This window comes from Streptomyces rubiginosohelvolus (assembly GCF_014649875.1).
GTDB lineage: Bacteria > Actinomycetota > Actinomycetes > Streptomycetales > Streptomycetaceae > Streptomyces > Streptomyces rubiginosohelvolus.
On record NZ_BMTW01000006.1, the window covers coordinates 189,305 to 210,829 of the forward strand.

Annotated in this window: 22 protein-coding genes and 1 tRNA gene; 9 read left to right on the plus strand and 14 right to left on the minus strand. The window is 71.7% G+C overall.

Annotated features, from left to right (window positions below):
- Window positions 1-193: 193 nt before the first annotated feature.
- On the minus strand, window positions 194-2,326 hold the full coding sequence (locus tag IE134_RS16670; protein ID WP_098894575.1) for a SpoIIE family protein phosphatase: 2,133 nt from the start codon (window positions 2,324-2,326) through the stop codon (window positions 194-196).
- A 184-nt stretch (window positions 2,327-2,510) separates the two neighbouring features.
- Between IE134_RS16670 and IE134_RS16675 the strand changes: the two genes are divergently transcribed.
- Window positions 2,511-3,614, plus strand: a complete 1,104-nt coding sequence (locus tag IE134_RS16675; RefSeq protein ID WP_098894574.1) for an enoyl-CoA hydratase/isomerase family protein — start codon at window positions 2,511-2,513, stop codon at window positions 3,612-3,614.
- A gap of 47 nt (window positions 3,615-3,661) precedes the next feature.
- Here IE134_RS16675 and IE134_RS16680 read toward each other — a convergent pair whose 3' ends face one another.
- The 4 genes from IE134_RS16680 to IE134_RS16695 form a co-directional block, all read right to left on the minus strand.
- Window positions 3,662-3,889 carry a hypothetical protein gene (locus IE134_RS16680; RefSeq protein WP_126931823.1) on the minus strand — a complete coding sequence of 76 codons (228 nt, stop codon included), beginning with the start codon at window positions 3,887-3,889 and terminating at the stop codon, window positions 3,662-3,664.
- Between the two features lie 65 nt (window positions 3,890-3,954).
- Window positions 3,955-4,449: a hypothetical protein gene (locus IE134_RS16685; RefSeq protein ID WP_073821643.1), complete on the minus strand. Its 495-nt coding sequence runs from the start codon at window positions 4,447-4,449 to the stop codon at window positions 3,955-3,957.
- A 72-nt stretch (window positions 4,450-4,521) separates the two neighbouring features.
- Complete coding sequence (locus IE134_RS16690; RefSeq protein ID WP_189430903.1) at window positions 4,522-5,040, minus strand: SRPBCC family protein; 519 nt, start codon at window positions 5,038-5,040, stop codon at window positions 4,522-4,524.
- 238 nt (window positions 5,041-5,278) lie between these two features.
- Window positions 5,279-5,935, minus strand: coding sequence for an NADPH-dependent F420 reductase (locus tag IE134_RS16695; RefSeq protein WP_030717706.1), 657 nt, complete (start codon window positions 5,933-5,935; stop codon window positions 5,279-5,281).
- A 292-nt stretch (window positions 5,936-6,227) separates the two neighbouring features.
- Between IE134_RS16695 and ctaD the strand changes: the two genes are divergently transcribed.
- Together ctaD and IE134_RS16705 are read left to right on the plus strand one after the other, a co-directional pair.
- The gene (ctaD, locus tag IE134_RS16700) at window positions 6,228-7,961 is read left to right on the plus strand and encodes an aa3-type cytochrome oxidase subunit I (RefSeq protein ID WP_126931821.1); all 1,734 of its coding nucleotides are present in this window, start codon (window positions 6,228-6,230) and stop codon (window positions 7,959-7,961) included.
- 41 nt (window positions 7,962-8,002) lie between these two features.
- Window positions 8,003-8,344 carry a hypothetical protein gene (locus IE134_RS16705; protein WP_097986361.1) on the plus strand — a complete coding sequence of 114 codons (342 nt, stop codon included), beginning with the start codon at window positions 8,003-8,005 and terminating at the stop codon, window positions 8,342-8,344.
- 105 nt (window positions 8,345-8,449) lie between these two features.
- On the opposite strand, the gene IE134_RS16710 is transcribed toward IE134_RS16705, so the two are convergent.
- The 6 genes from IE134_RS16710 to IE134_RS16735 all read right to left on the minus strand — a co-directional run bounded on the left by IE134_RS16710 (window position 8,450) and on the right by IE134_RS16735 (window position 13,940).
- Entirely contained in the window at window positions 8,450-8,827 is a 378-nt protein-coding gene (locus tag IE134_RS16710; protein WP_030717714.1) for a VOC family protein, read from the minus strand.
- 48 nt (window positions 8,828-8,875) lie between these two features.
- A complete protein-coding gene (locus IE134_RS16715) occupies window positions 8,876-10,483 on the minus strand; it encodes a sigma-70 family RNA polymerase sigma factor (protein ID WP_189430904.1) in 1,608 nt (535 codons plus the stop codon).
- A 274-nt stretch (window positions 10,484-10,757) separates the two neighbouring features.
- Window positions 10,758-10,952, minus strand: coding sequence for an antitoxin (locus tag IE134_RS16720; RefSeq protein ID WP_030717721.1), 195 nt, complete (start codon window positions 10,950-10,952; stop codon window positions 10,758-10,760).
- A 333-nt stretch (window positions 10,953-11,285) separates the two neighbouring features.
- The gene (locus IE134_RS16725; RefSeq protein WP_189430906.1) at window positions 11,286-12,311 is read right to left on the minus strand and encodes an MASE1 domain-containing protein; all 1,026 of its coding nucleotides are present in this window, start codon (window positions 12,309-12,311) and stop codon (window positions 11,286-11,288) included.
- 63 nt (window positions 12,312-12,374) lie between these two features.
- Window positions 12,375-13,208 (minus strand): PP2C family protein-serine/threonine phosphatase, encoded by an 834-nt coding sequence (locus tag IE134_RS16730; protein ID WP_097886055.1) that lies wholly within the window; start codon window positions 13,206-13,208, stop codon window positions 12,375-12,377.
- Window positions 13,209-13,319: 111 nt separating this feature from the next.
- A complete protein-coding gene (locus IE134_RS16735) occupies window positions 13,320-13,940 on the minus strand; it encodes a DinB family protein (RefSeq protein WP_189430908.1) in 621 nt (206 codons plus the stop codon).
- 161 nt (window positions 13,941-14,101) lie between these two features.
- Between IE134_RS16735 and IE134_RS16740 the strand changes: the two genes are divergently transcribed.
- On the plus strand, window positions 14,102-14,371 hold the full coding sequence (locus IE134_RS16740; protein WP_003964175.1) for a hypothetical protein: 270 nt from the start codon (window positions 14,102-14,104) through the stop codon (window positions 14,369-14,371).
- Between the two features lie 17 nt (window positions 14,372-14,388).
- Here the strand turns inward: IE134_RS16740 and IE134_RS16745 are convergent.
- A tRNA-Trp gene (locus IE134_RS16745) sits at window positions 14,389-14,464 on the minus strand.
- 48 nt (window positions 14,465-14,512) lie between these two features.
- Window positions 14,513-15,409 carry a LysR substrate-binding domain-containing protein gene (locus tag IE134_RS16750; RefSeq protein ID WP_189430910.1) on the minus strand — a complete coding sequence of 299 codons (897 nt, stop codon included), beginning with the start codon at window positions 15,407-15,409 and terminating at the stop codon, window positions 14,513-14,515.
- A gap of 164 nt (window positions 15,410-15,573) precedes the next feature.
- Here IE134_RS16750 and IE134_RS16755 point away from each other — a divergent pair, with 164 nt between their 5' ends.
- The 5 genes from IE134_RS16755 (at window position 15,574) to IE134_RS16775 (ending at window position 21,148) form a co-directional block, all read left to right on the plus strand.
- Window positions 15,574-16,584, plus strand: coding sequence for an aldo/keto reductase (locus IE134_RS16755; protein ID WP_098894588.1), 1,011 nt, complete (start codon window positions 15,574-15,576; stop codon window positions 16,582-16,584).
- Window positions 16,585-16,619: 35 nt separating this feature from the next.
- The gene (locus IE134_RS16760) at window positions 16,620-17,036 is read left to right on the plus strand and encodes an SRPBCC family protein (RefSeq protein WP_030717747.1); all 417 of its coding nucleotides are present in this window, start codon (window positions 16,620-16,622) and stop codon (window positions 17,034-17,036) included.
- 83 nt (window positions 17,037-17,119) lie between these two features.
- Window positions 17,120-18,631 carry a polyprenol phosphomannose-dependent alpha 1,6 mannosyltransferase MptB gene (gene mptB / locus IE134_RS16765; RefSeq protein ID WP_126931817.1) on the plus strand — a complete coding sequence of 504 codons (1,512 nt, stop codon included), beginning with the start codon at window positions 17,120-17,122 and terminating at the stop codon, window positions 18,629-18,631.
- Between the two features lie 310 nt (window positions 18,632-18,941).
- Window positions 18,942-20,618: an ABC-F family ATP-binding cassette domain-containing protein gene (locus tag IE134_RS16770; protein ID WP_189430912.1), complete on the plus strand. Its 1,677-nt coding sequence runs from the start codon at window positions 18,942-18,944 to the stop codon at window positions 20,616-20,618.
- On the plus strand, window positions 20,615-21,148 hold the full coding sequence (locus tag IE134_RS16775) for an AAA family ATPase (RefSeq protein ID WP_189430914.1): 534 nt from the start codon (window positions 20,615-20,617) through the stop codon (window positions 21,146-21,148). The genes IE134_RS16770 and IE134_RS16775 overlap by 4 nt, the downstream gene beginning before the upstream one ends.
- Before the next feature lie 64 nt (window positions 21,149-21,212).
- Here IE134_RS16775 and IE134_RS16780 read toward each other — a convergent pair whose 3' ends face one another.
- Window positions 21,213-21,437, minus strand: coding sequence for a hypothetical protein (locus IE134_RS16780; RefSeq protein ID WP_010062441.1), 225 nt, complete (start codon window positions 21,435-21,437; stop codon window positions 21,213-21,215).
- Window positions 21,438-21,525 lie beyond the last annotated feature (88 nt).

Sequence of the window (21,525 nt, forward strand, 5' to 3'; positions counted from 1 at the left end):
CCACCCTCTCATTCGGCCACCTCCGGAGGGCAGCCTGACAGCGGTCCGCCCGCCTTACCCAGGAGATCAAGGACGCCGACGGCGAGGGCAAGCACTCCATCGGTGCTGCCGGCCGGTGGCGGCATCCTCTGGGCCGTCCGCAAGCGGCGTACCGCCCAGGGCTGACGCCTCGCCCGGCAGCTCTCCTCGCCCGTCACTTCCCCGTGAGCGTCGGCGGCGGTGTGACGGCCGACGGGGGAGTGGGGCCGATCTCGCACCAGACAGCCTTCCCCTCGCCGCGGGGCTCGATGCCCCACCGCGTGGCGACGGCGTCAAGCAGGAGCAGTCCCCGGCCGGAAGTGGACGTCTCGCCCGGTGTACGCCGACGGGGCCAGGCACTGGACCGGTCCTGGACGGACAGCCGGATCCGCCGCACCGGTTCCGGCAGCACTTCCAGAGTCAGCACCGCCCCGCCCTCGGTGTGCAGAAGCACGTTCACCAGCAACTCGCCCGTGACGAGCTCCGCATCGTCGGCGAACTCGGCCATGTCCCAGTCGGCAAGGGCCTGGCGGACGATCGCTCGGGCGTCCGAAAGCCCTTCCGGGTCCGCCTGGTGGATGTACTGGTGGAGCCGCGGCGCGTGCGACGACCCCACGTCCGGGCTGCGGCGAAGCACCAGGAGCGCCACATCGTCCCCCGACCCCCACCGTTCCCACAGCCGTTCCGACAGATGGTCGGCCAGCGCCTCGGCCCCCGCGGGCCCGGCGCTCACCTCGTTGCGCAGCGCGTCGATCCCGGCGTCGAGATCGGCCCCGGGCTCCTCCACCAGCCCGTCGGTGTACAGCACGAACGTCTCACCGGGCACCAGATCGAGCCGGGTCTCCGGATACTCCTCGTCCAGGAGGTCCGTGGAGGTGCCCAAGGGCAGCCCGCCGCGTACCTGAGGGCTGCCGACCCGCCCGTCGACGTGGCGGATCAACGGCCCGAGGTGCCCGGCCCGCACGACCTTCACCGTTCCGGACGTCAGGTCGACCTGGGCGTACGTACAGGTGGCGAAGCGCTCGGTGTCCAGCTCGGAGAGAAAGCGGGAGGCTCGTGCCAGCACGGTGGCCGGAGGGTGCCCCTCGGAGGCGTAGGCGCGCAGAGCGATGCGCAACTGGCCCATGATCGCGGCCGCGTGGGTGTCGTGGCCCTGGACGTCCCCCACGACCAGCCCGTACCGGTTCTTCGGCAGAGTGATCACGTCGTACCAGTCGCCGCCGACCTGCCGGCCGCTCCACGCGGCGTGGTACCGGACCGCGATCTCGCCGCCCTCGACCTCCTGTATCCGGGGCGGGAGCATCGCGGACTGGAGCTGGGTGGCGAATTCCCGCTCCTCGTCGAAGAGCATCGCCCGCTGCAGGGACTGGGCCACGATCGCGGCGAGACCCAGGCACAGGATGCGCTCGTCCGCGTTGAAGACCGTGCGCTCGCGGTAGAAGAGGGCCAGACCGCCGAGCGACCGCGCCTGGGCCACCAGCGGGAGGTACGCCGCCGCCCGGAACCTGAGCCTGCCCAGATGCGGCTCCAGCTCCGGATAGCGACGGGCCAGGGCGGCCAGCGAGGTGATGAACCGGGGGCGTCCGCTGCGGATCGTGTCCGCGAGGGGAAGGTTGCGGTCGAGGTCACCGGAGCCGAGCCCGTCGAGCACTTCGAGCGACTCGCCGCTCAGCGCGACGATGTTCAGCGCGGAGTTCTCCACGAGCCCCAGGGCGAGGCCGTCCGCCCCGAGGCGGGCCAGCCCGCCGGGTCCGGTGAGGGCGGCCGTCACATCGTCCACGGTCACCGCGCGGGACATGGCACTCGTTGTTCGTTCAACGATATTGGTCTGGCGCTGCCGCCGCTTTTCCAGATCGAGCACGAAGGCCGAATGGGTGACCTCCGCCGTGGCGTCCCGGACGATCCCCACGATCCGGTGGGCCATTCCGTCCTTCGAACGCAGGATGCGGGCCTGGGCATGGGTCCACTGCGTGGTCCCGTCGTTCAGAGGCACGCGGAAGTGGACGCTGAAGGAATTGCTCCCGCCGGTGATGGCCTCGTCGATCGTGACGTCGAGCCGGGCCCGTTCCGCCGGCTCCAGGTGCTCCAGCAGGGCGCCCGGGCGGGCGTCGAACGTCGCCGGATCCACGCCGAACACCATGAGCCCGGCCTCGTCGATGTCCAGGGTCCGGGTGTCCAGGTCCCAGTCGAAGCTGCCGGTCCGGTTCATGGCGAGGCGTTCCGTCGGCCGGATCTCACCGTTGGTCTTCCGGTCGATCCGGCGGAGCGGAGAGGCTTCGGCGTCCTGCCGCCGTTCGTCGTCGGTCATTCCTGCTCCGGAGGTCGTCCGGCGGGGCCGGGCGTCGGCGCGTCCCGTAAGCCTCAATTGTCGAGCCGCATCCGGCGGAGTGCCACAGCGGCCGATCCGGGGGCCGAAGAACGGCAGCCGGCAGCCGTCCGCGACCATGGAGGCGTCCCTACGCGTCCATGAGCCCAGCGAGCGGAGCGCACGCATGAACGACGACCGGCCCGTCCTGCTGGAGACGAGGGGCACATGCATGCACCTCACACTGAACCGCCCCAGGGCCCTCAACGCCCTCAGCCACACCATGGTGCGACTGCTCGACGAGGCCTTGGCCCGAGCCGAGCAGGACGAAGCGATCCACTCGGTGCTGCTGTCCGGGGCGGGCGACCGGGGCCTGTGCGCCGGGGGCGACATCCGCGCCCTGCATGACGACGCCCGGGCCTCGGGACGCGCTTCCCTGGAGTTCTGGCGGGACGAGTACCGCCTCAACGCCCGCATCGCCCGATTCCCCAAGCCGTACGTCGCGCTGATGGACGGCATCGTGATGGGCGGCGGGGTCGGCGTGTCGGCCCACGCCGGAATCCGCGTCGTCACCGAACGCTCACGCGTCGCCATGCCCGAGACCGCCATCGGCTTCGTGCCGGACGTCGGGGGCACCCGCCTGCTGGCCGCCGCCCCCGGCGAACTGGGCCCCCATCTGGCGCTCACGGGCCGCTCCGTCGGGGCAGCCGACGCCATCCTCTGCGGCCTCGCCGATCACCACGTACCTGCCCACCTCCTCCCGGCCCTGACCGCAGCACTGGGGGAGCCGGCCGGTCCGGGCGTGTCCCTCGCGGACATCGTTCAGCGGTTCGCCACCCAGCCGCCCGCCGGAGACCTCGCCGCGCAGCGCGACTGGATCGACGCCTGTTACGCGGGGGATACCGTCGAGGACATCATCCGGAAGCTGCGCGAGAGCGGCGTCCCCGCGGCGGACACGGCGGCGGACGAACTGCTGACCAAGTCGCCCCTCGCCCTCAAGGTCACGCTGGCCGCGGTCCGCCGCGCCGCCCGGCTGGACAGCCTGGAAGCCGTGCTCGACCAGGAGTTCCGGGTCTCCAGCCGGGCGTTCGAGCACCCGGATTTCGTGGAAGGCGTCCGCGCCCGGATCATCGACAAGGACAACGCCCCGCAGTGGAAGCCGGGCTCCCTCGCCGAGGTCGACGACCAGGAGGTCGCCCGGTTCTTCGCACCGCTCGGCCCCGGCGAACAAGAACTCGGTCTCGCTCCGGAGCCCGCGGACACCTCGGTGGGGGAGGGACGGGCCGGGTAGGACGGACGCCGCCCGTCGCGCCCGGCACAGGCCCACCCCGCCGGGCGCTATCTGTCGCTGCCGGAGAGGCTCGGCTGCAGGGCCCGGACGAGAGCGAACAGCCGGTCCTCGTTGCCCGTCAGCCCCGCGCTGCGCAGGGCCTGGTCGGCCTCGCGCATCGGAGAGGTGAGCATCGGCAGGTAGACCGGTGCGTCGTCGGGGTCCGCGAGCGCTGCCCTGGTGGCCTCCAGCAGGCGGACGTACGCCTGCGCCGCGGCGAGTTCGTCGCTGTCCATCTCAGCATCTCCTCCTCAGAGCTGTCGGACCGTCAAGCATCTCCCATGGGTCTGACAACACAGCCTCACGACCGGGCGTGCCCGCCGGACAACCCGCTCGGCGGCTCCACCTCCAGGTAACGCCGTCGGCGCGGCCCCCGATACAGCAGCACCGTCCAGCCCGCCTCCCGCAGGGCCGCAGCGCAGCCGGCCAGCGCTTCCTCCTCGTCGTGCGCGGCCCCGCTGCCGGGCGGCCCGGTCCACTCGACCCGGACCGAACCCGCCGACTCCCCGTCGCTCACCCGGTATCCGGCCGACACGCGGCGCCCCGACGGGTCGACGGCCGAAGGCGTGGCGCCCGACCTCTCCAGCGCCAGCGCGACCGCCCTCACCGGACGGTTCAGCTCCCACGGAGCCGGCGCGGCCTCGGGGTCGGGCCGTCCTGTTCCGGTCAGGCGGCGGATCTGCAACAGTCCCTCGAACGCGGTCCGCACCGAAGCGGCCCGCGTCGCCGCGGGCTCGGCGATCGGCGGTCCGTCGCCGGTCGCCGGTTCGAAACCGGTGCTCTCCTCGGTGCCCATACGTGCGCCCCCTCGTGCTCCGTAGCGTACTGAGTCACGCCCACAGCAGCGGCGACGTGAGGGCGGCGGCTGTCAGTCTCCGGTTCCCCGCGCGTCCTCCTCCAGCGCCGCCTTGAGACGCTTCAGCGTCGTACGGATGTTGCCGACCTGGAACTGCGCGAAGGTCTTGCCGCCCGTCGCCACGCGGTCGAAGGCGTTGGCGAGGAAGTCCGGCCAGCGGCGCCGGTCGTCGGTCCAGGTCTCCGTGACCCGGGTAGCCCCGTCCACCGCCTCGAACCGGTACTCCCACGTGGCGATCGGCCCCGGAAGCAGCGGGCGCCGCAGACCGATCGCGTGCACCCGGAAGGCGAAGCGCTCGCCGGGGTCGGCCGCCGTCACCGTGCACCGGGTCGTCCAGCGTGCCGCGCCGCGCTTGTTTCGACCCTCGAAGACCATGCCGACGTACGCGTCACTCCGCTCGCCCTGCACGGTCGCGCCCCGGTTCTCGGGGCTCCAACGCCCCATCGCTGTGGGGTCGCTGAGCTGTGCGTAGACCCGTGCCGGGGAGGTGTCGATCACGATGCTCTCGGCTACGGACATGGTGCGGGGCATGACGCGACTCCTTGTCCACGGCCGTCGACGGTCCACGCCCGGGCGCCGGACGGACCGTGGAGCCGACATCCCGGAGTCCACACCTTACTCACGGGTAGATCCTCGCCGTGAGGGCGCGGTCCGAGGGCGGCCGACGATCCGGCCGGGCGGATACCCCCGTGTCCCGCCCGGCCGGAGTCTTCGCCCGGTCACCCGTCCGCCGACCGACGCGAGGTGTCGGACGGAAGAGCGCCCGATGTCAGGCGCGGAACTCCGCCGTGCGCTCCGGCGATGCCTCCGCGAGGCCCTTCGTGATGGCGTCGGCGTCGCCCCGGTTGCCGTACACCGGTGTGCCGGGCTGCTGACGCCACGAGTCGTCCAGGCCGCCGCCGTCGACCGTGTCGAAGCCCAACTCGTCGATGAGGTCGCGCACCGCCTGCTTGGCCGCCGGGTCGTCGCCGGCCACCGGGAGCGCCTGGCGGTCCGGAGTGCCCTGCGGGCGACCCCGGTCCAGGATGTCCTGGGCGTAGGTGCCGTTGAACGCCTTGATCACGGGGTGGCCGATCTGCTGCTCCGTCCACCGGCTCTCGGGCAGCCCGTCCTCGATGGCGGCGATGCGGCCGTCACGCTGCGGATAGTAGTTGCCCGTGTCGATGACCGTGACGCCCTCCGCCGCGCCGTCGAGAAAGCCGGCGGGCAGATCGGGTACGGCCTTCAGCGGCACGGTGACCACGACGACCTGGGCGCCCTTCGCGGCCTCCGACGCGGTGACCGGCTTCGCCCCGGTCTCCTCGGCGAGGGCGGTGAGCGTCTGCGGTCCGCGGGAGTTGGCGACCGAGACCTCGTGCCCGAGGGCGGTGAGCCGCCGTGTCAGGTTGCCGCCGATGTTGCCCGCGCCGATGATGCCGATCTTCATGGATCAGACCTTCCGTAGCTGTGCGAGTGGAGAGGAGTGGCTTCTGTCGCTTCACCAACTCCGGCTCCGGAGGGGCTATTCCGGTCTCCGCGAAGGAATACCCGATCGGCCCCTGGGCGTTGATATGCGCTTCGCGTCGCGCCGACCGAGGACGGAGCGTGCGCCGTAGGCCATTTGAGTGTCCTTGTCGGCCGCTCGCGCCGGACGGGGAAGGATGTCCCACCGCACCGATCGCCGCGGGTCCATTCTGGTCGCCGAGTCCACACGGGCCGTCGACCGAAGGAGCGTCGTAGTGACGACGAGGGGCATCTCGCAATCGGTGGAGACCGATACCGCCGACGAGGACGAACTTCCGGTACGGAGCGGAGAGCCCGGCAACGTGGTCATCAAGTGGATGACCACGACGGACCACAAGACGATCGGTACGCTCTACCTCGTCACCTCCTTCGCGTTCTTCTGCGTGGGGGGAATCCTGGCCCTGGTGATGCGGGCCGAGCTGGCCCGGCCCGGACTCCAGCTGATTTCGAACGAGCAGTTCAATCAGGCGTTCACGATGCACGGCACGATCATGCTGCTGATGTTCGCGACGCCGCTGTTCGCCGGATTCGCCAACTGGATCATGCCGCTGCAGATCGGCGCGCCCGACGTGGCGTTCCCGCGGCTCAACATGTTCGCGTACTGGCTCTATCTCTTCGGCTCGCTCATCGTGGTGGCCGGATTTCTCACCCCGCAGGGCGCGGCGGACTTCGGCTGGTTCGCCTATGCCCCGCTCAACGACGCGGTCCGTTCGCCGGGTATCGGCGCCGATATGTGGATCATGGGGCTCGCGTTCTCCGGCTTCGGCACCATCCTCGGTTCGGTCAACTTCATCACCACGATCATCTGCATGCGCGCCCCCGGCATGACGATGTTCCGCATGCCGATCTTCACCTGGAACGTCCTGCTGACCGGCGTACTGGTCCTGCTGGCCTTCCCGGTCCTGGCCGCAGCCCTGTTGGCGCTGGAGGCCGACCGTAAGTTCGGCGCCCATGTCTTCGACGCGGCCAACGGCGGCGCACTGCTGTGGCAGCACCTGTTCTGGTTCTTCGGCCACCCCGAGGTCTACATCATCGCTCTGCCGTTCTTCGGCATCGTCACCGAGATCTTCCCGGTCTTCAGCCGCAAACCGGTGTTCGGGTACATCGGACTGATCGCGGCCACCATCGCCATCGCCGGTCTTTCCGCGACTGTGTGGGCGCACCACATGTTCGTCACGGGCGCGGTGCTGCTGCCGTTCTTCTCGTTCATGACGTTCCTCATCGCCGTACCGACAGGCGTGAAGTTCTTCAACTGGATCGGCACGATGTGGAAAGGGTCGCTGTCCCTGGAGACGCCGATGCTGTGGGCCGTCGGGTTTCTGGTCACCTTCCTGTTCGGCGGTCTGACCGGAATCATCCTCGCCTCACCGCCCCTGGACTTCCACGTCTCCGACTCGTACTTCGTCGTCGCACACTTCCATTACGTGGTGTTCGGCACCGTGGTGTTCGCGATGTTCGCCGGATTCCACTTCTGGTGGCCGAAGTTCACCGGGAAGATGCTGGACGAGCGGCTCGGGAAGATGACGTTCTGGACGCTCTTCGTCGGATTCCACGGCACGTTCCTCGTGCAGCACTGGCTGGGTGCCGAGGGCATGCCGCGCCGTTACGCGGACTATCTCGACGCGGACGGTTTCACCGCGCTGAACACCATTTCCACCATTGCCTCGTTCCTGCTCGGCCTGTCGATCCTGCCGTTCTTCTACAACGTCTGGAAGACCGCGAGGTACGGCAAGAAGATCGAGGTCGACGACCCCTGGGGTTACGGCCGCTCGCTGGAATGGGCGACCTCCTGCCCGCCGCCGCGGCACAACTTCGTCACGCTGCCGCGGATCCGGTCCGAATCCCCGGCATTCGATCTGCACCACCCGGCGGTCCGCACCCTGCAGGAGGCCACCAACCGCCCCGACAACTCCAGGATCGTCGCCCCGGGGGACCGGCACGCGCAGTGACATCGGCCCAGGACCTGACGGTGTGACGGAGAGGAGGACGGATGAAACCCGACAAGGACAGCGCCAGGGGCCTGGCGCAACTGGAGGGCTTTCTGCTGTGGAACGCCGAGGTCGAACGGGCGCGACGGCAGGCACGCCGCTTCACCGACCAGTTGCCCTGGCTGACCACGGCGCAGCGTGAGGACGTCGAGCGCGTGTTCATCACCGAACGGGTCGCCGTTTCGCGGGAGTCGCTCACCCGCGTCCGCGACCGCGCGGAAGAACTGCGCGAGGAGTACACCGGGCGCTACGCGCGGCTCCGGGCCCGCTGCGTCGCTGTCTCGGTCGGTGCGGTGGGCGCGGTGACCTGCCTCGGTACGGCGGTGACCCTGGCCATCCGCTGACCCCGGCGGATCTCCGCGCCCCACGGCGTCCCGGAGCTCCCCGGTGCGGCCGGTCTCCCGGCCGCACCGGACGGGCCCGGGGCGCGGAAGCGGAGCCGGATACGGTCAGGGGCCCACCAGGCAGAAGGGATGCCCGGCGGGATCGGCGTACACCCGCCAGCCACGCTCCTCGTCCCCGGCGCCGAGCAGGGTGGCCCCGGCCGCCAGGACCTCCTCGTGCGCCCGCTCCTGGTCGGTGACGCCGAAGTCCAGGTGGAACTGCTGGGGCGCCTCCTGGCCGGGCCAGCGCGGCGGCCGGTAGCCCGCCACCCGCTGAAAGGCGAGGACGAGCCCACCGGGCGTGTGCAGCGTGGACCACTCCGCGTCGCACTCCCACCGCCGGTCGGGACGGTCGACCTCGCCCCCCAGCAACGACGCGTAGAAGCCGGCCAGTTCCCTCGGGTCCGGGCAGTCCAGGACCACGCACTCCAGTTCAGCGATCATGACCGCATCGTAGGCACCCGCCGCGTACGGCGCGTGCGCCGCGCGGGCTCAGCGGGCCCCGAACACCTGCGTCCACACCGGACCGCCGCCGGAGTCCACCTTCCCCATGCCGATCTCCTTGAACGAGCAGTTGAGGATGTTCGCACGGTGCCCCGGGCTGTCCATCCAGGACTGCATCACGTCGGCCGGCGTCCGCTGCCCCTTGGCGATGTTCTCGCCGTACGTCGACCAGCGGTATCCGGCGGCGGTGATCCGGGCACCGGGGTCCCTGCCGTCCTGCGAGGTGTGGGAGAAGTAGTCCTGGGCGGCCATGTCGGCGGAGTGCCGCTGCGCCGCCGTGTTGAGCTGACCGTTGACGGACACCGGACCGCAGCCCTCCTTGGAACGCTCGGCGTTGACCAGCTGGGCGACCTGCTCGGCCATCCCCGACGGGGCGGGCGGCGCGGGAGCGGGCGGGTCCGGCTTCGGAGCCGGCGCGGCGGAGCTGGGCGCGGGCGGCGGCGTCGTGCTCTTCTTGGGCTTGGGCTTCGGCTTCGGCTTCTTCGAGGGGCTCGGAGACGCCGAGGCGCTGGGCGACTTGGACGCCGAGGGGGAGGGTGAGGCCGGGGCGGCCGACGTGGGCACCTCCGTACGCGGGGCCGGAGCATCGGCCGTGACGGTCGTCGCGTCCCGGTCGTCGCCGTCGGTGTAGAGGTGCACCGCCGCGCCCCCCGTGCCCAGTGCCGCGACCGCGACGACGGCGGCGATGGCCGAGTTGCGACGGCGCCGCCGGGCCTGCACCCGTCTGCGCTCGGCGCGCCCCGCCCCGGCGCCGTCCGCGCCCGGAGCCGGTGCCTGGAGGTGCGCCGCCGTGGCGAGCAGCTCGGGAGCGGCCCCCGCCCCCGCCCCCGCCGCCGCGGCCACCGGAACGAGCGCGAGACCCACCAGCAGCCCCTCGGCGGGGACCAGGCCCGAGCCATGGCCCGAGCACACCGTGCACTCGCGGGCATGGCGGGCCAGCCGCTTGCGCCACAGGGCGGAGGGGACGCCGTCCCAGCCGGCGGCGATGTCCTCCAGCAGGACGCACGGCGGCTCCGCCGCCAGTGCGCCCACGACGACCCGCGCCGCCTCCAGCTGGGCCTTCATCCGCTGCACCCGTACGGCGGTGTGCTGCGGGGTGAGTTCGAGAGCGGCGGCGACCTCGGCCCGGGACAGATGCCCGGCGGTCTCCAGCCACCACAGCGACAACAGGGCGCGGTCGTCCTCGTCCAGCCAGCGCGTCGCCTCCGCCACCTGCCGCCGCTGGCCGGTCAGGCCCAGCTCCAGGATCGTCACCTCGACGAAGTCCGCGCGGGGATCCGGCAGGTCGTACGCGGCGTCCAGCCGGTCCGCCGGTATCGCGCCCGCCTGCTTCTCGCGCCAGTGCGTGCGTATCTCGTTCATGGCTATCGCCACCAGCCAGGAACGGAAGCGCTCCGGGTCGCGCAGTTCGGGCAGGCCCCGGAGCATGCGCAGCACCGTCTCCTGCACCACGTCGTCCACGTCGGCATGACCGTCCAGCGCACGTCCGACGACGTTGTACAGCAGCGGCAGGTACGCCGAGACGAGCTGGTCCTTGGCCTGCTGGTCGCCGCCCTGCGCGGCCGCGATCAAGACCGTCGGGTGATCCTTGCCCATGCTGTGCTCACTCTTCCGGGGTCCGGTGCTGTCACTTCCCACACTCGGGAGATGGGGTGAGGGCGGGACGATAACAAGAATCCGGCGAGCAACCCCGAAACCTTTGCCGCGGACCTCCGCCGCCCGGCCCCGGCGGGCCCGTGGCGGCACTGTGCGCAGCGGCCCCGGCACGCTCCGCGCACCGGTGTGTGTCACGGAAGGTGATCCGTGACACACACCGGTGCGCGGGAAGGGGGCGGCCGGGCGTCGGCCGCCCGGTCACCGGTGGACCGGCTCAGGCGCGGGGCGGCCCGTCCTGGTCGCGGTCCGTGCCCAACTGCTGCTTGAGCTTGTCCTGGCCGGTGTCGACGTGGTCCTTGTACTTGCCCTGCGTACGGTCGTCGACCATGTCGCCTGCCTTGTCGACGCCCTTGCCGGCCTGGTCCTCGTGGCCCTTGAGCATCTTCTTGATCTTGTCCATCGCGGACATGCGTCCTCCTCGTCGACTCTTCGCCCCCCACACACCAAGGGTCACCGCACCGGGCCCTGCCCGCATCCGCGCCGGGACACGGCGAGGACCCGGCCGACGGACCCGCGCAGCGCGGGAAGTGTGAAGCCGCGCCGACTGGGCACATACCGGTTGACCAGGAGGAGGTGGTGGCAATGGGCCGCATCCGAGTTGTCGTCCGTCGTCCCCCGCCCCCTTCGGGGCCGCCGCCGCTCGATCTGCGTACCCCGTCCGGCCGCCCCCTGCCGTACTGACCGGCTTCACCCTCCCAGGGGTTTGGATACGGCCGTGCGAGCTACGGGACGTCCGTGTGCGTCACGGATCATCCGGGTGAGGGCCGCCGTCGAGCGGGCCGTGCCGTCGCGGTCTGTCCTCGTAGCGTCCCGGGTCCGGCCCCGACAGCGGCGCGAGCTGCTCCACCAGGGCCTCCAGCTCCTCGACGGCGTACTCCGTCTCCCGGCGGATGTTCCTGTGCTCCGCGACGATCGCCCCGAGCAGCAGCGCGGTGAGCGCGACGCAGCCGTTGAGCAGCGACAGATTGGCCATGATCTCCATCAGGCTGTGCCCGGCGAACGGACCCAGCGCGTCCGTACCGGCGAGAATGGCGAGCACCGAGACGACCAGGGCGCACGGGGCACTGCCCGGAAGCTGGAAGCGCAGGGCCGACCAGATGATCACCGGGAACACCACGTAGATCATCGACAGCGAGCTGCGCGTGGCGATCAGCGACATCACGACCACGGCGACCGCGAGAACCGACGCCTCCAGCCAGCGGTCGCTCCGGCGGGGCCACCGCGCCCCGCGCAGGACGAGCAGGACGGGGGTGACCACCAGGACGCCCATCGCGTCCCCCGCCCACCAGGACGCCCAGACCAGCCAGAACCGCCCCGGCGGAACCTTGTCGTCGAGCAACAGGGTGAAACTCCCGATGGTGGCGCTGATCAGCATCCCCGCGAACGCGCCCAGGAAGACCAGACAGACCCCGTCCCGCAGCCGGGCCAGCTCATTGCGGAACCCGACCCTCCGCAGCAGGGCGTACGCGGCCAGCGGGGCGACCGTGTTGCCGAGCATGATGGCCAGACGGCTCACCGTGAACGCGTCGCCGATCTCGGTGACCGTCACCAGCGTGCCCAGCGCGATGCCCGGCCAGACACGGACGCCCAGGCACAGCAGCGCGGCCAGGGCGATACCGGTGGGCGGCCACAGCGGAGTGACGACCGCGCCGTCGATGACGACCTGGCGCATCAGCCCGAGCCGCCCCGCCAGGTAGTAGGCGCCGGCCACGCCGAGGACCTGCGCCACGTACACGGCCCGACGTCTGGCTTCCTTGCTGCGGATCACACCACTCATCAGACACCGGCCGCGGTGGGAGTCGGCAGGTGACACGCGCGGTACGGCCCTGCGTCACCGGGCTCCGCGGCGGGCGGCGGCATGGCGCAGGACCAGGACGGCGGCGTCGTCCTCGTGGCCCGTCATCTCGGTCGCGCCCAGGACCTCGTCGGCCAGCTGTGCCGCTTTCGCCCCGGCGCGCGCGGCCACCAGCTGCCGGACCCGCTCCAGGCCGTCCTCGATCAGCAGCGACGGCCCCTCGACGACCCCGTCGGTCAGCAGCACGATCGCCCCGTCGCAGTCGAGGGTCCGCCGGGTGACGGGATAGCCCTCGCCGGGCTCGATGCCCAGCGGCAGGCCGCCCGGGTCCTCCGTGACGCCGGACCTGCCCCCCGTGGAGGCCCACACGGACGCCACATGCCCGGCCCGGGCGCTGTGCAGCTCCCAGGTCGTCGGGTCGAGCCGCAGGAACGTGCAGGTCGCGAAGAGCCCCGAGTCCACGGAGACCAGCAGATCGTTCGTCCGGCCCAGGATCTCGCCCGGATCGGACGCCGTGCCCGCGATGGCCCGCATCGCGATCCGGACCTGCCCCATGAAGGCGGCGGCCTCGACGTCATGACCCTGTACGTCGCCGATGGCGAAGCCGAGCGCCCCGTCCGCCAGGGGGAAACCGTCGTACCAGTCGCCGCCGATGTCCAGGCCGTGGCGGGCCGGTGCGTAGCGGGCCGCGGACTGCAGACCGGGGAGGGTGGGCAGGGCCGCTGGAAGCATGTCGCGCTGGAGGGCCTGCGCGAGTTCCACCCTGGCCTGGTGGAACTCCACCTCGCGCCGAGCACGCGCGGTGAGGTCCTGCAAGGTGTTGAGCAGGTCCTCGGCGCTGGCTGAGCGGGGAGTCCGACGCCGGTTCATGTGCCGCTCCGCGGTGCGTTAAGTCCCTGAATCATATGGCGGGCCACCCGGAGCGGCGACTGCGGCGACCGCGACGATGTCCGCGTACCGACGGCCGAGGTGACGCGCCGCTCAGGACGGACGGGCGCGATACAGATCGCGGAGCAGGGCGATCTCGGCACCGTGGTGCAGCACCTCCTGGTTGACCCACCAGACGATGTCGACAAAGAGATCCTCGGCGTCACTGCCGTTCGGATACGTGCTGTACCCGACGGTGTCCAGGGCCGTGTCGTCCGCGGTGAGCAGGGCCTCGCGCCAGGCGGCGGACGAGGTCTCGAGGGCGGCCACCGCCCCTGCGGCGTCCCCCGGGGTGCGGTAGTCCTCGCGGGTGAGCGTCCTGCAGCCGTGGGTGTGGTCGGCGCGGAGGGCGAGCATCTCGGAGAGATGGCTCAGACGCCACGCGATGGTGGTGAACGGCGGGGGAAACGGATGCGGGGAGTCCGCCGTGTCCCGTCCCCAGTCACCGGCCCCGGCCAGAGCGGTCGCCCGCGCACCGGGCCCGTCGCCGCGACGGCGTACGGACCAGCAGTCGGGCACGGGTTCCCAGAGGTACTCGTCGTCGCCGAGCGGGGTGACGCCGATGTCGACGCCGTTGCCGCTGTCCATGACGGGACCGGCCAGGCGGGCGAGGAGCCGCTCACAGGCGAAGTCGAACTGCTCCAGCAGGGGGATCAGGCGCGGTGGGATGGTCACCGGGGGAGCGTGCCACACCGGACGGGCAGGCGCGCGCCGATTTCCGGCGGCCGCCCGCGCACTCGGCCGGACGGCCCGGCACCACACGGTCCGCCGCCGGGCGGTGGCCGGATGGACGCTCGTACCGAGCCGTTGTCAGTGCTCGGTGGGATGCTGCCCGCATGGACGAGCTGATGAGGCAGCGACGGGTGTACGGCACCGACCACGACGACCCCCGCCCGGGACCGAGGCCGGGACACGACTACCGCGAGCTGGTCGGCGGCCCGCTCGACGGGCTGCTGCTCGACGTCACCGGCTGGGGCGAGGCGGATCTCCGCGACGGCGTCGGGCTGGTCACCGAGATCGGCGCCTACGGGCCCGGCGGACGCGCCGAGTACGGGCCGCGATCGCCGGACAGCCACCAGTGGGACTGGCGTGGCGACGTGCGTTGACGAAGGCCGGGTGGTGATGGCAGGGGCGGCAGGAATCGAACCTGCGACATACGGTTTTGGAGACCGCCGCTCTGGCCGCTGAGCTACGCCCCTTGGGTACGGGCTGAAGCCTGGCACGCCCCCCGGCTCGCGCCAACTGGTTTACGCGGGTGCGGTGTCCAGCACCGTGGCGCGGAACGCCCCCACCACGGGCCGTAGATCGACGCGGTGCCAGGCCGCCCACAGGCGTGCGGACCCGCTGTGCCAGGGCAGTTCACGGACGGCCACGCCGGGCGAGGTGCCCCGCACCATGCTCCGCTGCACCTGCGCCAGACCGAAGCCGGAGGCGACGAGCCCCAGCGCGGTGAGGGGTTCGGCGGCGTCCAGCGTGATGTCCGGTGTGAAGCCCGCCGCCACGCACGAGGCGACGAAGGCGTCGCGCCAACTCGGATCGCGGCTGCTCTCCACCGCGATCCACGGCTGCCCGTCCAGGTCCTCCGGCACGAGGTCCGCCTTCTCCGCCAGCGGATGGCCGGAGGGCAGCACGAGCAGCAGCGGATCCTCCAGCAGCAGCGCCGAGCGCAGATCCGGATCGTCCTCGGCCGGAGGCTCCTGGACCAGGGCGATGTCCAGGCTGCGCTGCCGCAGCCCATCGAACTGCTCGGCGCTCTGCTGTCCGTAGAGCGCCACATGGATGCCCGGCCGCTCCAGGCGCAGCGTGCGCAGTGCGGCGGGCAGGAGTCCGGTGTGCATGGCGTCCGGTACGTAGCCGACGCAGAGCCCGCCCTCCTCGCCCCGCCCGAGCCGGCGCCCCAGGTTCTCCAGCCGGCCGGCGTGGGTCAGCAGGGCCCGGGCCTCGGTGAGGAAGACGCGGCCGTCGGACGTCAGACGGATCCGCTGCCGGTCCCGCTCGAACAGGACCAGACCGAGCTCCTTCTCCAGCTGGGCGATCTGCCGGCTGAGCGGCGACTGGGAGATATGGAGCTGCTCGGCGGCGCGGCCGACGTGTTCCGTCTCGGCGACGGCGACGAAATAGCGGAGCTGGCGGAGATCGAGCATGTCACGTCCTAGTCAGACCTTCAGAGACTTAAGTGAGCCCGAACAAGTCTTGGACAGTCTCAAGGCGTCGATCCTAACCTCGAATACGTAAGGCCGACAGAGCGTGAGTAAAGGGATAAATACCCACGAAACGTCGGCGACTTCCTCCCGTGAAGGACGCACTCGTGAGCATCACCCACCTCCTCCCCGGCCGGCTCGGCTTCGGCACCGCACCGCTCGGCAACATGTTCCGGGCGATCCCCGACGACGAGGCCGCCGCCACCGTGCAGGCCGCCTGGGACCAGGGCATCCGCTACTTCGACACCGCCCCCTTCTACGGCGCCGGGCTCTCCGAGATCCGGCTCGGCGATGTCCTCGCCCAGCACCCGCGCGACGCCTACGTCCTCTCCACCAAGGTCGGCCGGGTCGTCCTGGACGAGACCGAGGACCCCGCCGCCCGCGATCTCGGCGAGAAGGGCGGGCTCTTCGAGCACGGCCGCCCCAACAAGATGATCAACGACTACACCGCCGACGCCACCCTGCGCTCCATCGAGGACAGCCTGAAGCGGCTGCGCACCGACCGCCTGGACATCGTCTGGGTCCACGACGTCGCCCAGGACTTCTACGGCGACGAGTGGCTCGCGGCCTACGAGAGCGCCCGCACCGGCGCCTTCCGGGTGCTGACCCGGCTGCGCGAGGAAGGCGTCATCAAGGCCTGGGGCCTCGGCGTCAACAAGGTCGAGCCGCTCGAACTCACCCTCGACCTCGACGAGCCGCGCCCCGACGCGTTCCTCCTCGCCGGCCGCTACACCCTCCTGGACCACGACCGCGCCCTCCAGCGGCTCCTCCCGGCTGCGGCCGAGCACGACGTCGACCTCGTCGTCGGCGGACCGTACAGCTCCGGCATCCTCGCGGGCGGCGCGCACTTCGAATACCAGAAGGCCCCCGCCGACATCGTCGCCAAGGTCGAGCGTGTCAAGGCCCTCGCCGAGCGGCACGGCATCGGCATCAAGGCCGCCGCGCTCCAGTTCGCCCTGGCCCACCCGGCCACGGCGGCGGCGATCCCCGGCGCGACCCGGCCCAGCCGCATCGCCGAAGACCTCGCCGCCCTCGACGAGAAGGTCCCGGAGGCCTTCTGGGCGGCCCTGCGCGAGGAGAAGCTGATCTCCGCCGACGCCCCCGTCCCCACCGCCTGAACCACCCGCACCGACCACATCAAGGACGTCATCCCATGACCGGCACCACCGCCTCCACCGAACTCCCCGTACCCGCCGACCGCGTCTGGCAGCTCATCGGCGGCTTCGACTCCCTGCCCGACTGGCTCCCGTACATCCCGACCAGTGAACTGAGCGAGGGCGGCCGCGTCCGCACTCTCGTCAACGAGGAAGGAGGCGTCATCGTCGAGCGCCTCGAAGCCTTCGACAACGCGGCACGCAGCTACAGCTACTCCATCCTCCGGGCCCCGTTCCCCGTCACCGGCTACCTGTCCACCATCACCGTGCACGAAGGCTCCGCGCCGGACCGGGCGCGCGTCGAGTGGTCCGGCACCTTCACCCCTGACGGGATCGGTGACGACGAGGCCGCCGCCCTCTTCCACGGCATCTACGCCGACGGCCTCGCCGCGCTCACGCAGTCACTCGCCGGCTGACCGCCACGGGCGCCCCCCGGTCGTCCGGCAAGCCGGGGGTGTGACTGACGGCCTGTCCGGGCCGTCCGATAGGTTGGCCGGTCATGTGGGCTTTGAGCGCGGTCGGGTACCGGCGGCTGGGTGCGGTGGGATCCCTGGCGATCGTCGGCGGCGGCTGGTTCGCCGGAAAGCTGCCGGTCCACGACCCCTGGGGCCTGTGGACCGACCACGGATCCGCCACGAAGGCCGTGGCCGCCGCCGTCGCCTACGTCGGACTGACCGTTCTCGTCGTGGCCTGGTGGCAGTACGGCAAGACCGCCTCCACCGTCCGCGACACCCTGGTCACCCTCGCCTGGTGGACGGCTCCGTTCCTGCTCGCGCCCCCGCTCTACAGCGCCGACGTCTACAGCTACATCGCCCAGGGCTCGATGGTCGTCGAAGGGCACGACGTCTACACCGTCGGTCCCTCCGCCCTGGACCCCGGCGGAATCGGCGGCGACGCCGCCGCGAGCGTCGGCAACCACTGGCGCGACACCCCCGCCCCCTACGGTCCGCTCTTCCTCCTGATCTCGGCCGCCGTCGCCTGGACCACCGGCGCCACGATCGTCCCCGCCGTCCTGGCGATGCGGCTCGTCGCACTCGCCTCGCTCGCCCTGATCGTCTGGTCCCTGCGCCGCCTGGCCCGCGAACACGGCCGCAGCGAGAGCCGCGCCCTGTGGCTCGGGGCCCTCAACCCGCTGCTGCTGATCCATGTGGTCGGCGGCGTGCACAACGACGGGCTGATGATCGGCCTGATGCTCGCCGGGTTCGCCCTCGCCCTGCGCGGAAAGTGGATCGCGGGCAGCGCACTGGTCGGACTCGCCATGATGGTGAAGTCACCGGCGGCCGTGTCGCTGCTGTTCATCGGGGTCCTCGTCCACGCCGCGGCGACGGGCCCCGAGTGGCGCCGCTGGGCCAAGGGGCTCCTCGCCCCCGGCCTGATCGCCTGCGCGGTCGCCGGCGGGGCCACGCTGATCAGCGGCACCGGATTCGGCTGGCTCACCACCCAGGGCGTCGCCGCGAACATCCACACCGCGCTCTCCGTCACCAGCGACCTCGGCCTCGGCCTGGGAGAGCTGGCCCACCTGCTGCTGGACGTCGACGCGGAGCCGGTCAAGTCCGCCGTCCAGACACTGGGCCTGGTGGTCGCGCTCGGCCTGATCCTCGTCCTGGGTCGCCGGGCGCTGCGCGGCACCGTCAAGCCTGCCCACGCGCTCGGCCTCTCCCTGCTCGCGCTGGTCGCCCTTTCGCCCATGGTCCAGCCCTGGTACCTGCTCTGGGGCATGGCCGTCGTCGCCGCGACCGCACCGTACGGCCGCCTCTCCGCCGTCCTGATCGTGCTCTCGGCGGCCCTCGTGTACGAGACGCACCCCATGGGGGCCACCCCGCCCTACGGGTTCGCCCTCGCCGGACTCGCCGTCGTCCTCGGTACGCTCGCGATCCGCCGGACCCCCGTCGCCCCGCCCGGCGTCCGGCTGCCCCGCCGGCGCAGCCCCGAGGACGCCGCAGAGCACCAGGACACCCCCGCGGCCGCCGATTTCCCGGCTCCCTCCCCGGCCCCGCAGAACGCGCCGTAAGCAAATCCCCTCGACGGTCCGCAGGACCCTCCGATACGCTGGGCGGGTCCTGTTGTCTCCGATAGAGGTGGACGTTGCGCATCTGAGGTCCGCGATCATCGCGCGGTACGGCCCTGGCCCGTACACGGTCACGACGCTGTCGGCTTTTCCGCCGCCCGTGACTTCCGCGTGGATGCGACCTCGGTGCTGAGCAGTCCCTCACCTTCGCAGGACTGTTCTCCCCACCACTCTCCGGCCCCCGGCCGGGTCGCCGCGTGCTGTTCGCATACGAAGCCCCCTTGTTCCTCCGCTTCCGACTGCGAGAACTCCCATGAGCCATCCCACCGCGCCTGGCGCCTCCCTCACCGCCTCCAGCCTCACCTTCCAGTGGCCCGACGGCACGAACCTCTTCGACGGGCTCTCCCTCACCGTCCCCCGGGGCCGCACCGGTCTGGCCGGGGCCAACGGCGCCGGCAAGTCGACCCTCCTGCGCCTGTTCGCGGGACTCCTGCGCCCCGCGTCGGGGTCCGTCACCGTCGGCGGAAACCTCGCCTACCTGCCCCAGAACATCACCCTGGACACCGGCCTCCGCGTCGACGCCGCCCTCGGCATCGCCGAGCGGCGGGCCGCCCTGCGCGCCATCGAGTCCGGCGACGTACGGGAGGAGCACTTCGAAACCGTCGGCGACGACTGGGACGTCGAGGAACGCGCCCTGGCCACCCTCGGCTCCCTCGGGCTCGGCGCCGTCGAACTGGACCGCACTGTCGGGCAGTTGTCCGGTGGGGAGACCGTCCTGCTGCGCCTGGCCGCGCTGCTCCTGGAACGGCCGGACGTCCTCCTCCTCGACGAACCGACCAACAACCTGGACCTGTTCGCGCGCCGCAGGCTCTACGACGCGGTCGACTCCTGGCGCACCGGCATCCTGATCGTCGTCAGCCACGACCGGGACCTGCTGGAGCGCGTCGACCGCATCGCCGAACTCCGCTCGGGCTCGGTGAGCTGGTACGGCGGCGGCTGGTCCGCGTACCAGGAAGCCCTCGCCGTCCAGCAGGAGGCCGCCGGGCGGATGCTGCGCGCCGCCGACGCCGACGTACGCCGTCAGCAGCGCGAGCTGGAGGAGACCCGGATCAAGGTGGCCCGCCGCCAGCGCCACGACAAGAAGCTGGACGGTCAGCGGAAGGCCCCGCGCATCGTCGCGGGGGAGCGCAAGCGTTCGGCCCAGGAGTCCGGAGACCGGCTGCGCGGACTGCACGAGGACCGCCTCGACGAGGCCCGCGAGCGCAGGGAGGAAGCCGCCGAGGCCATCCGCCGCGACGCCGAGATCAAGGTGAGCCTGCCCCATACCGCGGTGCCCGCGGGCCGCACCGTCCTGACCGTACGGGACCTGAGCCTGCCCTACGGACGGCTGCGCGAGGGCAGCCTCCATGTCCAGGGACCCGAGCGCATCGCCCTGATCGGCCGCAACGGGGCCGGCAAGACCACCTTCCTGCGCACGCTCACCGGGGAGCTGGCGCCGAGCACCGGAGAGGCCACGGCGGCGGTGCCGCTGAAATTCCTCCCGCAGCGCCTCGACGTCCTCGACGACGCGCTGAGCGTCGCCGACAACGTCGCCCGCACCGCCCCGGGCACCACCGACAACCAGATCCGCTCCCAGCTCGCCCGGTTCCTCTTCAAGGGCGCCCGCGCCGAGCAGCCGGCCGGCACGCTCTCCGGCGGCGAACGCTTCCGGGCCGCGCTCGCGGCGACGATGCTCGCCGCCCCGGCCCCGCAGCTGCTCCTGCTGGACGAGCCGACGAACAACCTCGACCTGGCCAGCGTGCGCCAGCTGACGAGCGCCCTGGAGTCCTACGAGGGCGCGCTCCTGATCGCCAGCCACGACCTGCCGTTCCTGGAATCCGTGGGCATCACCCGGTGGATCCTGCTGGACGACGAGCTGCGGGAGACCGACGCCGACGAGATCCGTGAACTGTTCGGGAGCGCGGAATCCACCCAGGCGGGCACGGTATGACGGGCGTCGACCTGGGCCCCTGCGTCGTCCTGATCACCGGGGTGATGGCCGCGGGCAAGTCCACCGTGGCCCAGCTCCTGGCGGAGAGCCTGCCGCGAGCGGTCCATGTGCGCGGCGACGTCTTCCGCCGCATGATCGTCTCCGGCCGCGCGGAGATGACACCCGACGAGGCCGAGGAGGCGCGGCGCCAGCTCGACCTGCGCCAGCGGATCTCCGCGCAGGTGGCCGACGCCTACGCGGACGACGGATGGACGGCCGTCGTCCAGGACATCGTGCTCGGCGAAGACCTGCCGCGTTACGTCGACAGGGTCCGCACCCGCCCGCTGCACGTCGTCGTGCTCGCCCCCTCGCCGGAAACCGTGCGCGAGCGGGAGGAGGGGCGGGGCAAGACCGGGTACGGGGCGTGGACGGTGGAGGCGTTCGACGCGCATCTGCGCGGCGGGACGCCCCGGATCGGGTTGTGGCTGGACACGTCCGGCCAGACGCCCGACGAGACGGTTTCGGCCATCCTCGACGGACTGCGCGAGTGAGCCGCGCGCGGGCCGCGGCGGGGTGACACGGAGGGGGCGGTGCGATGCGGGTGGCGGCGGGCTCTCAGGCCGCCTCGTAGCTGTGGGCCCGCCCGCCCCGCCACTCCACCCAGACCGGGTTGTCGAGGAGCCGGTCCGCTTCTTCGAGGCCGGCCTCGCTCAGGAACACGATCACGTCGTGGTCGCTGTGGGCCAGCCCGAGTATCTCGTCCCGGCCTTCGTAGTGAACGGTCACCCGGCGGCCGCCCGAGGGGGTCGGCCGGTGGATGACGATCGGGGGATTTGCCATGGGTCCACCCTGCGACGCGCCCCGCACCCTCGCATCCCCGGCCCGACCTCTTCGCGCGCGGTCCGAAGACCGCCCGGAAAAGGCCCCC

Coding starts and splice junctions, on each gene's coding strand:
- IE134_RS16670 (WP_098894575.1), bottom strand. CDS start 2,326: ATGACCGACGACGAACGGCGGCAGGACGCCGAAGCCTCTCCGCTCCGC.
- IE134_RS16675 (WP_098894574.1), top strand. CDS start 2,511: ATGAACGACGACCGGCCCGTCCTGCTGGAGACGAGGGGCACATGCATG.
- IE134_RS16680 (WP_126931823.1), bottom strand. CDS start 3,889: ATGGACAGCGACGAACTCGCCGCGGCGCAGGCGTACGTCCGCCTGCTG.
- IE134_RS16685 (WP_073821643.1), bottom strand. CDS start 4,449: ATGGGCACCGAGGAGAGCACCGGTTTCGAACCGGCGACCGGCGACGGA.
- IE134_RS16690 (WP_189430903.1), bottom strand. CDS start 5,040: ATGCCCCGCACCATGTCCGTAGCCGAGAGCATCGTGATCGACACCTCC.
- IE134_RS16695 (WP_030717706.1), bottom strand. CDS start 5,935: ATGAAGATCGGCATCATCGGCGCGGGCAACATCGGCGGCAACCTGACA.
- IE134_RS16705 (WP_097986361.1), top strand. CDS start 8,003: ATGAAACCCGACAAGGACAGCGCCAGGGGCCTGGCGCAACTGGAGGGC.
- IE134_RS16710 (WP_030717714.1), bottom strand. CDS start 8,827: ATGATCGCTGAACTGGAGTGCGTGGTCCTGGACTGCCCGGACCCGAGG.
- IE134_RS16715 (WP_189430904.1), bottom strand. CDS start 10,483: ATGGGCAAGGATCACCCGACGGTCTTGATCGCGGCCGCGCAGGGCGGC.
- IE134_RS16720 (WP_030717721.1), bottom strand. CDS start 10,952: ATGTCCGCGATGGACAAGATCAAGAAGATGCTCAAGGGCCACGAGGAC.
- IE134_RS16730 (WP_097886055.1), bottom strand. CDS start 13,208: ATGAACCGGCGTCGGACTCCCCGCTCAGCCAGCGCCGAGGACCTGCTC.
- IE134_RS16740 (WP_003964175.1), top strand. CDS start 14,102: ATGGACGAGCTGATGAGGCAGCGACGGGTGTACGGCACCGACCACGAC.
- IE134_RS16750 (WP_189430910.1), bottom strand. CDS start 15,409: ATGCTCGATCTCCGCCAGCTCCGCTATTTCGTCGCCGTCGCCGAGACG.
- IE134_RS16760 (WP_030717747.1), top strand. CDS start 16,620: ATGACCGGCACCACCGCCTCCACCGAACTCCCCGTACCCGCCGACCGC.
- mptB (WP_126931817.1), top strand. CDS start 17,120: ATGTGGGCTTTGAGCGCGGTCGGGTACCGGCGGCTGGGTGCGGTGGGA.
- IE134_RS16770 (WP_189430912.1), top strand. CDS start 18,942: ATGAGCCATCCCACCGCGCCTGGCGCCTCCCTCACCGCCTCCAGCCTC.
- IE134_RS16775 (WP_189430914.1), top strand. CDS start 20,615: ATGACGGGCGTCGACCTGGGCCCCTGCGTCGTCCTGATCACCGGGGTG.
- IE134_RS16780 (WP_010062441.1), bottom strand. CDS start 21,437: ATGGCAAATCCCCCGATCGTCATCCACCGGCCGACCCCCTCGGGCGGC.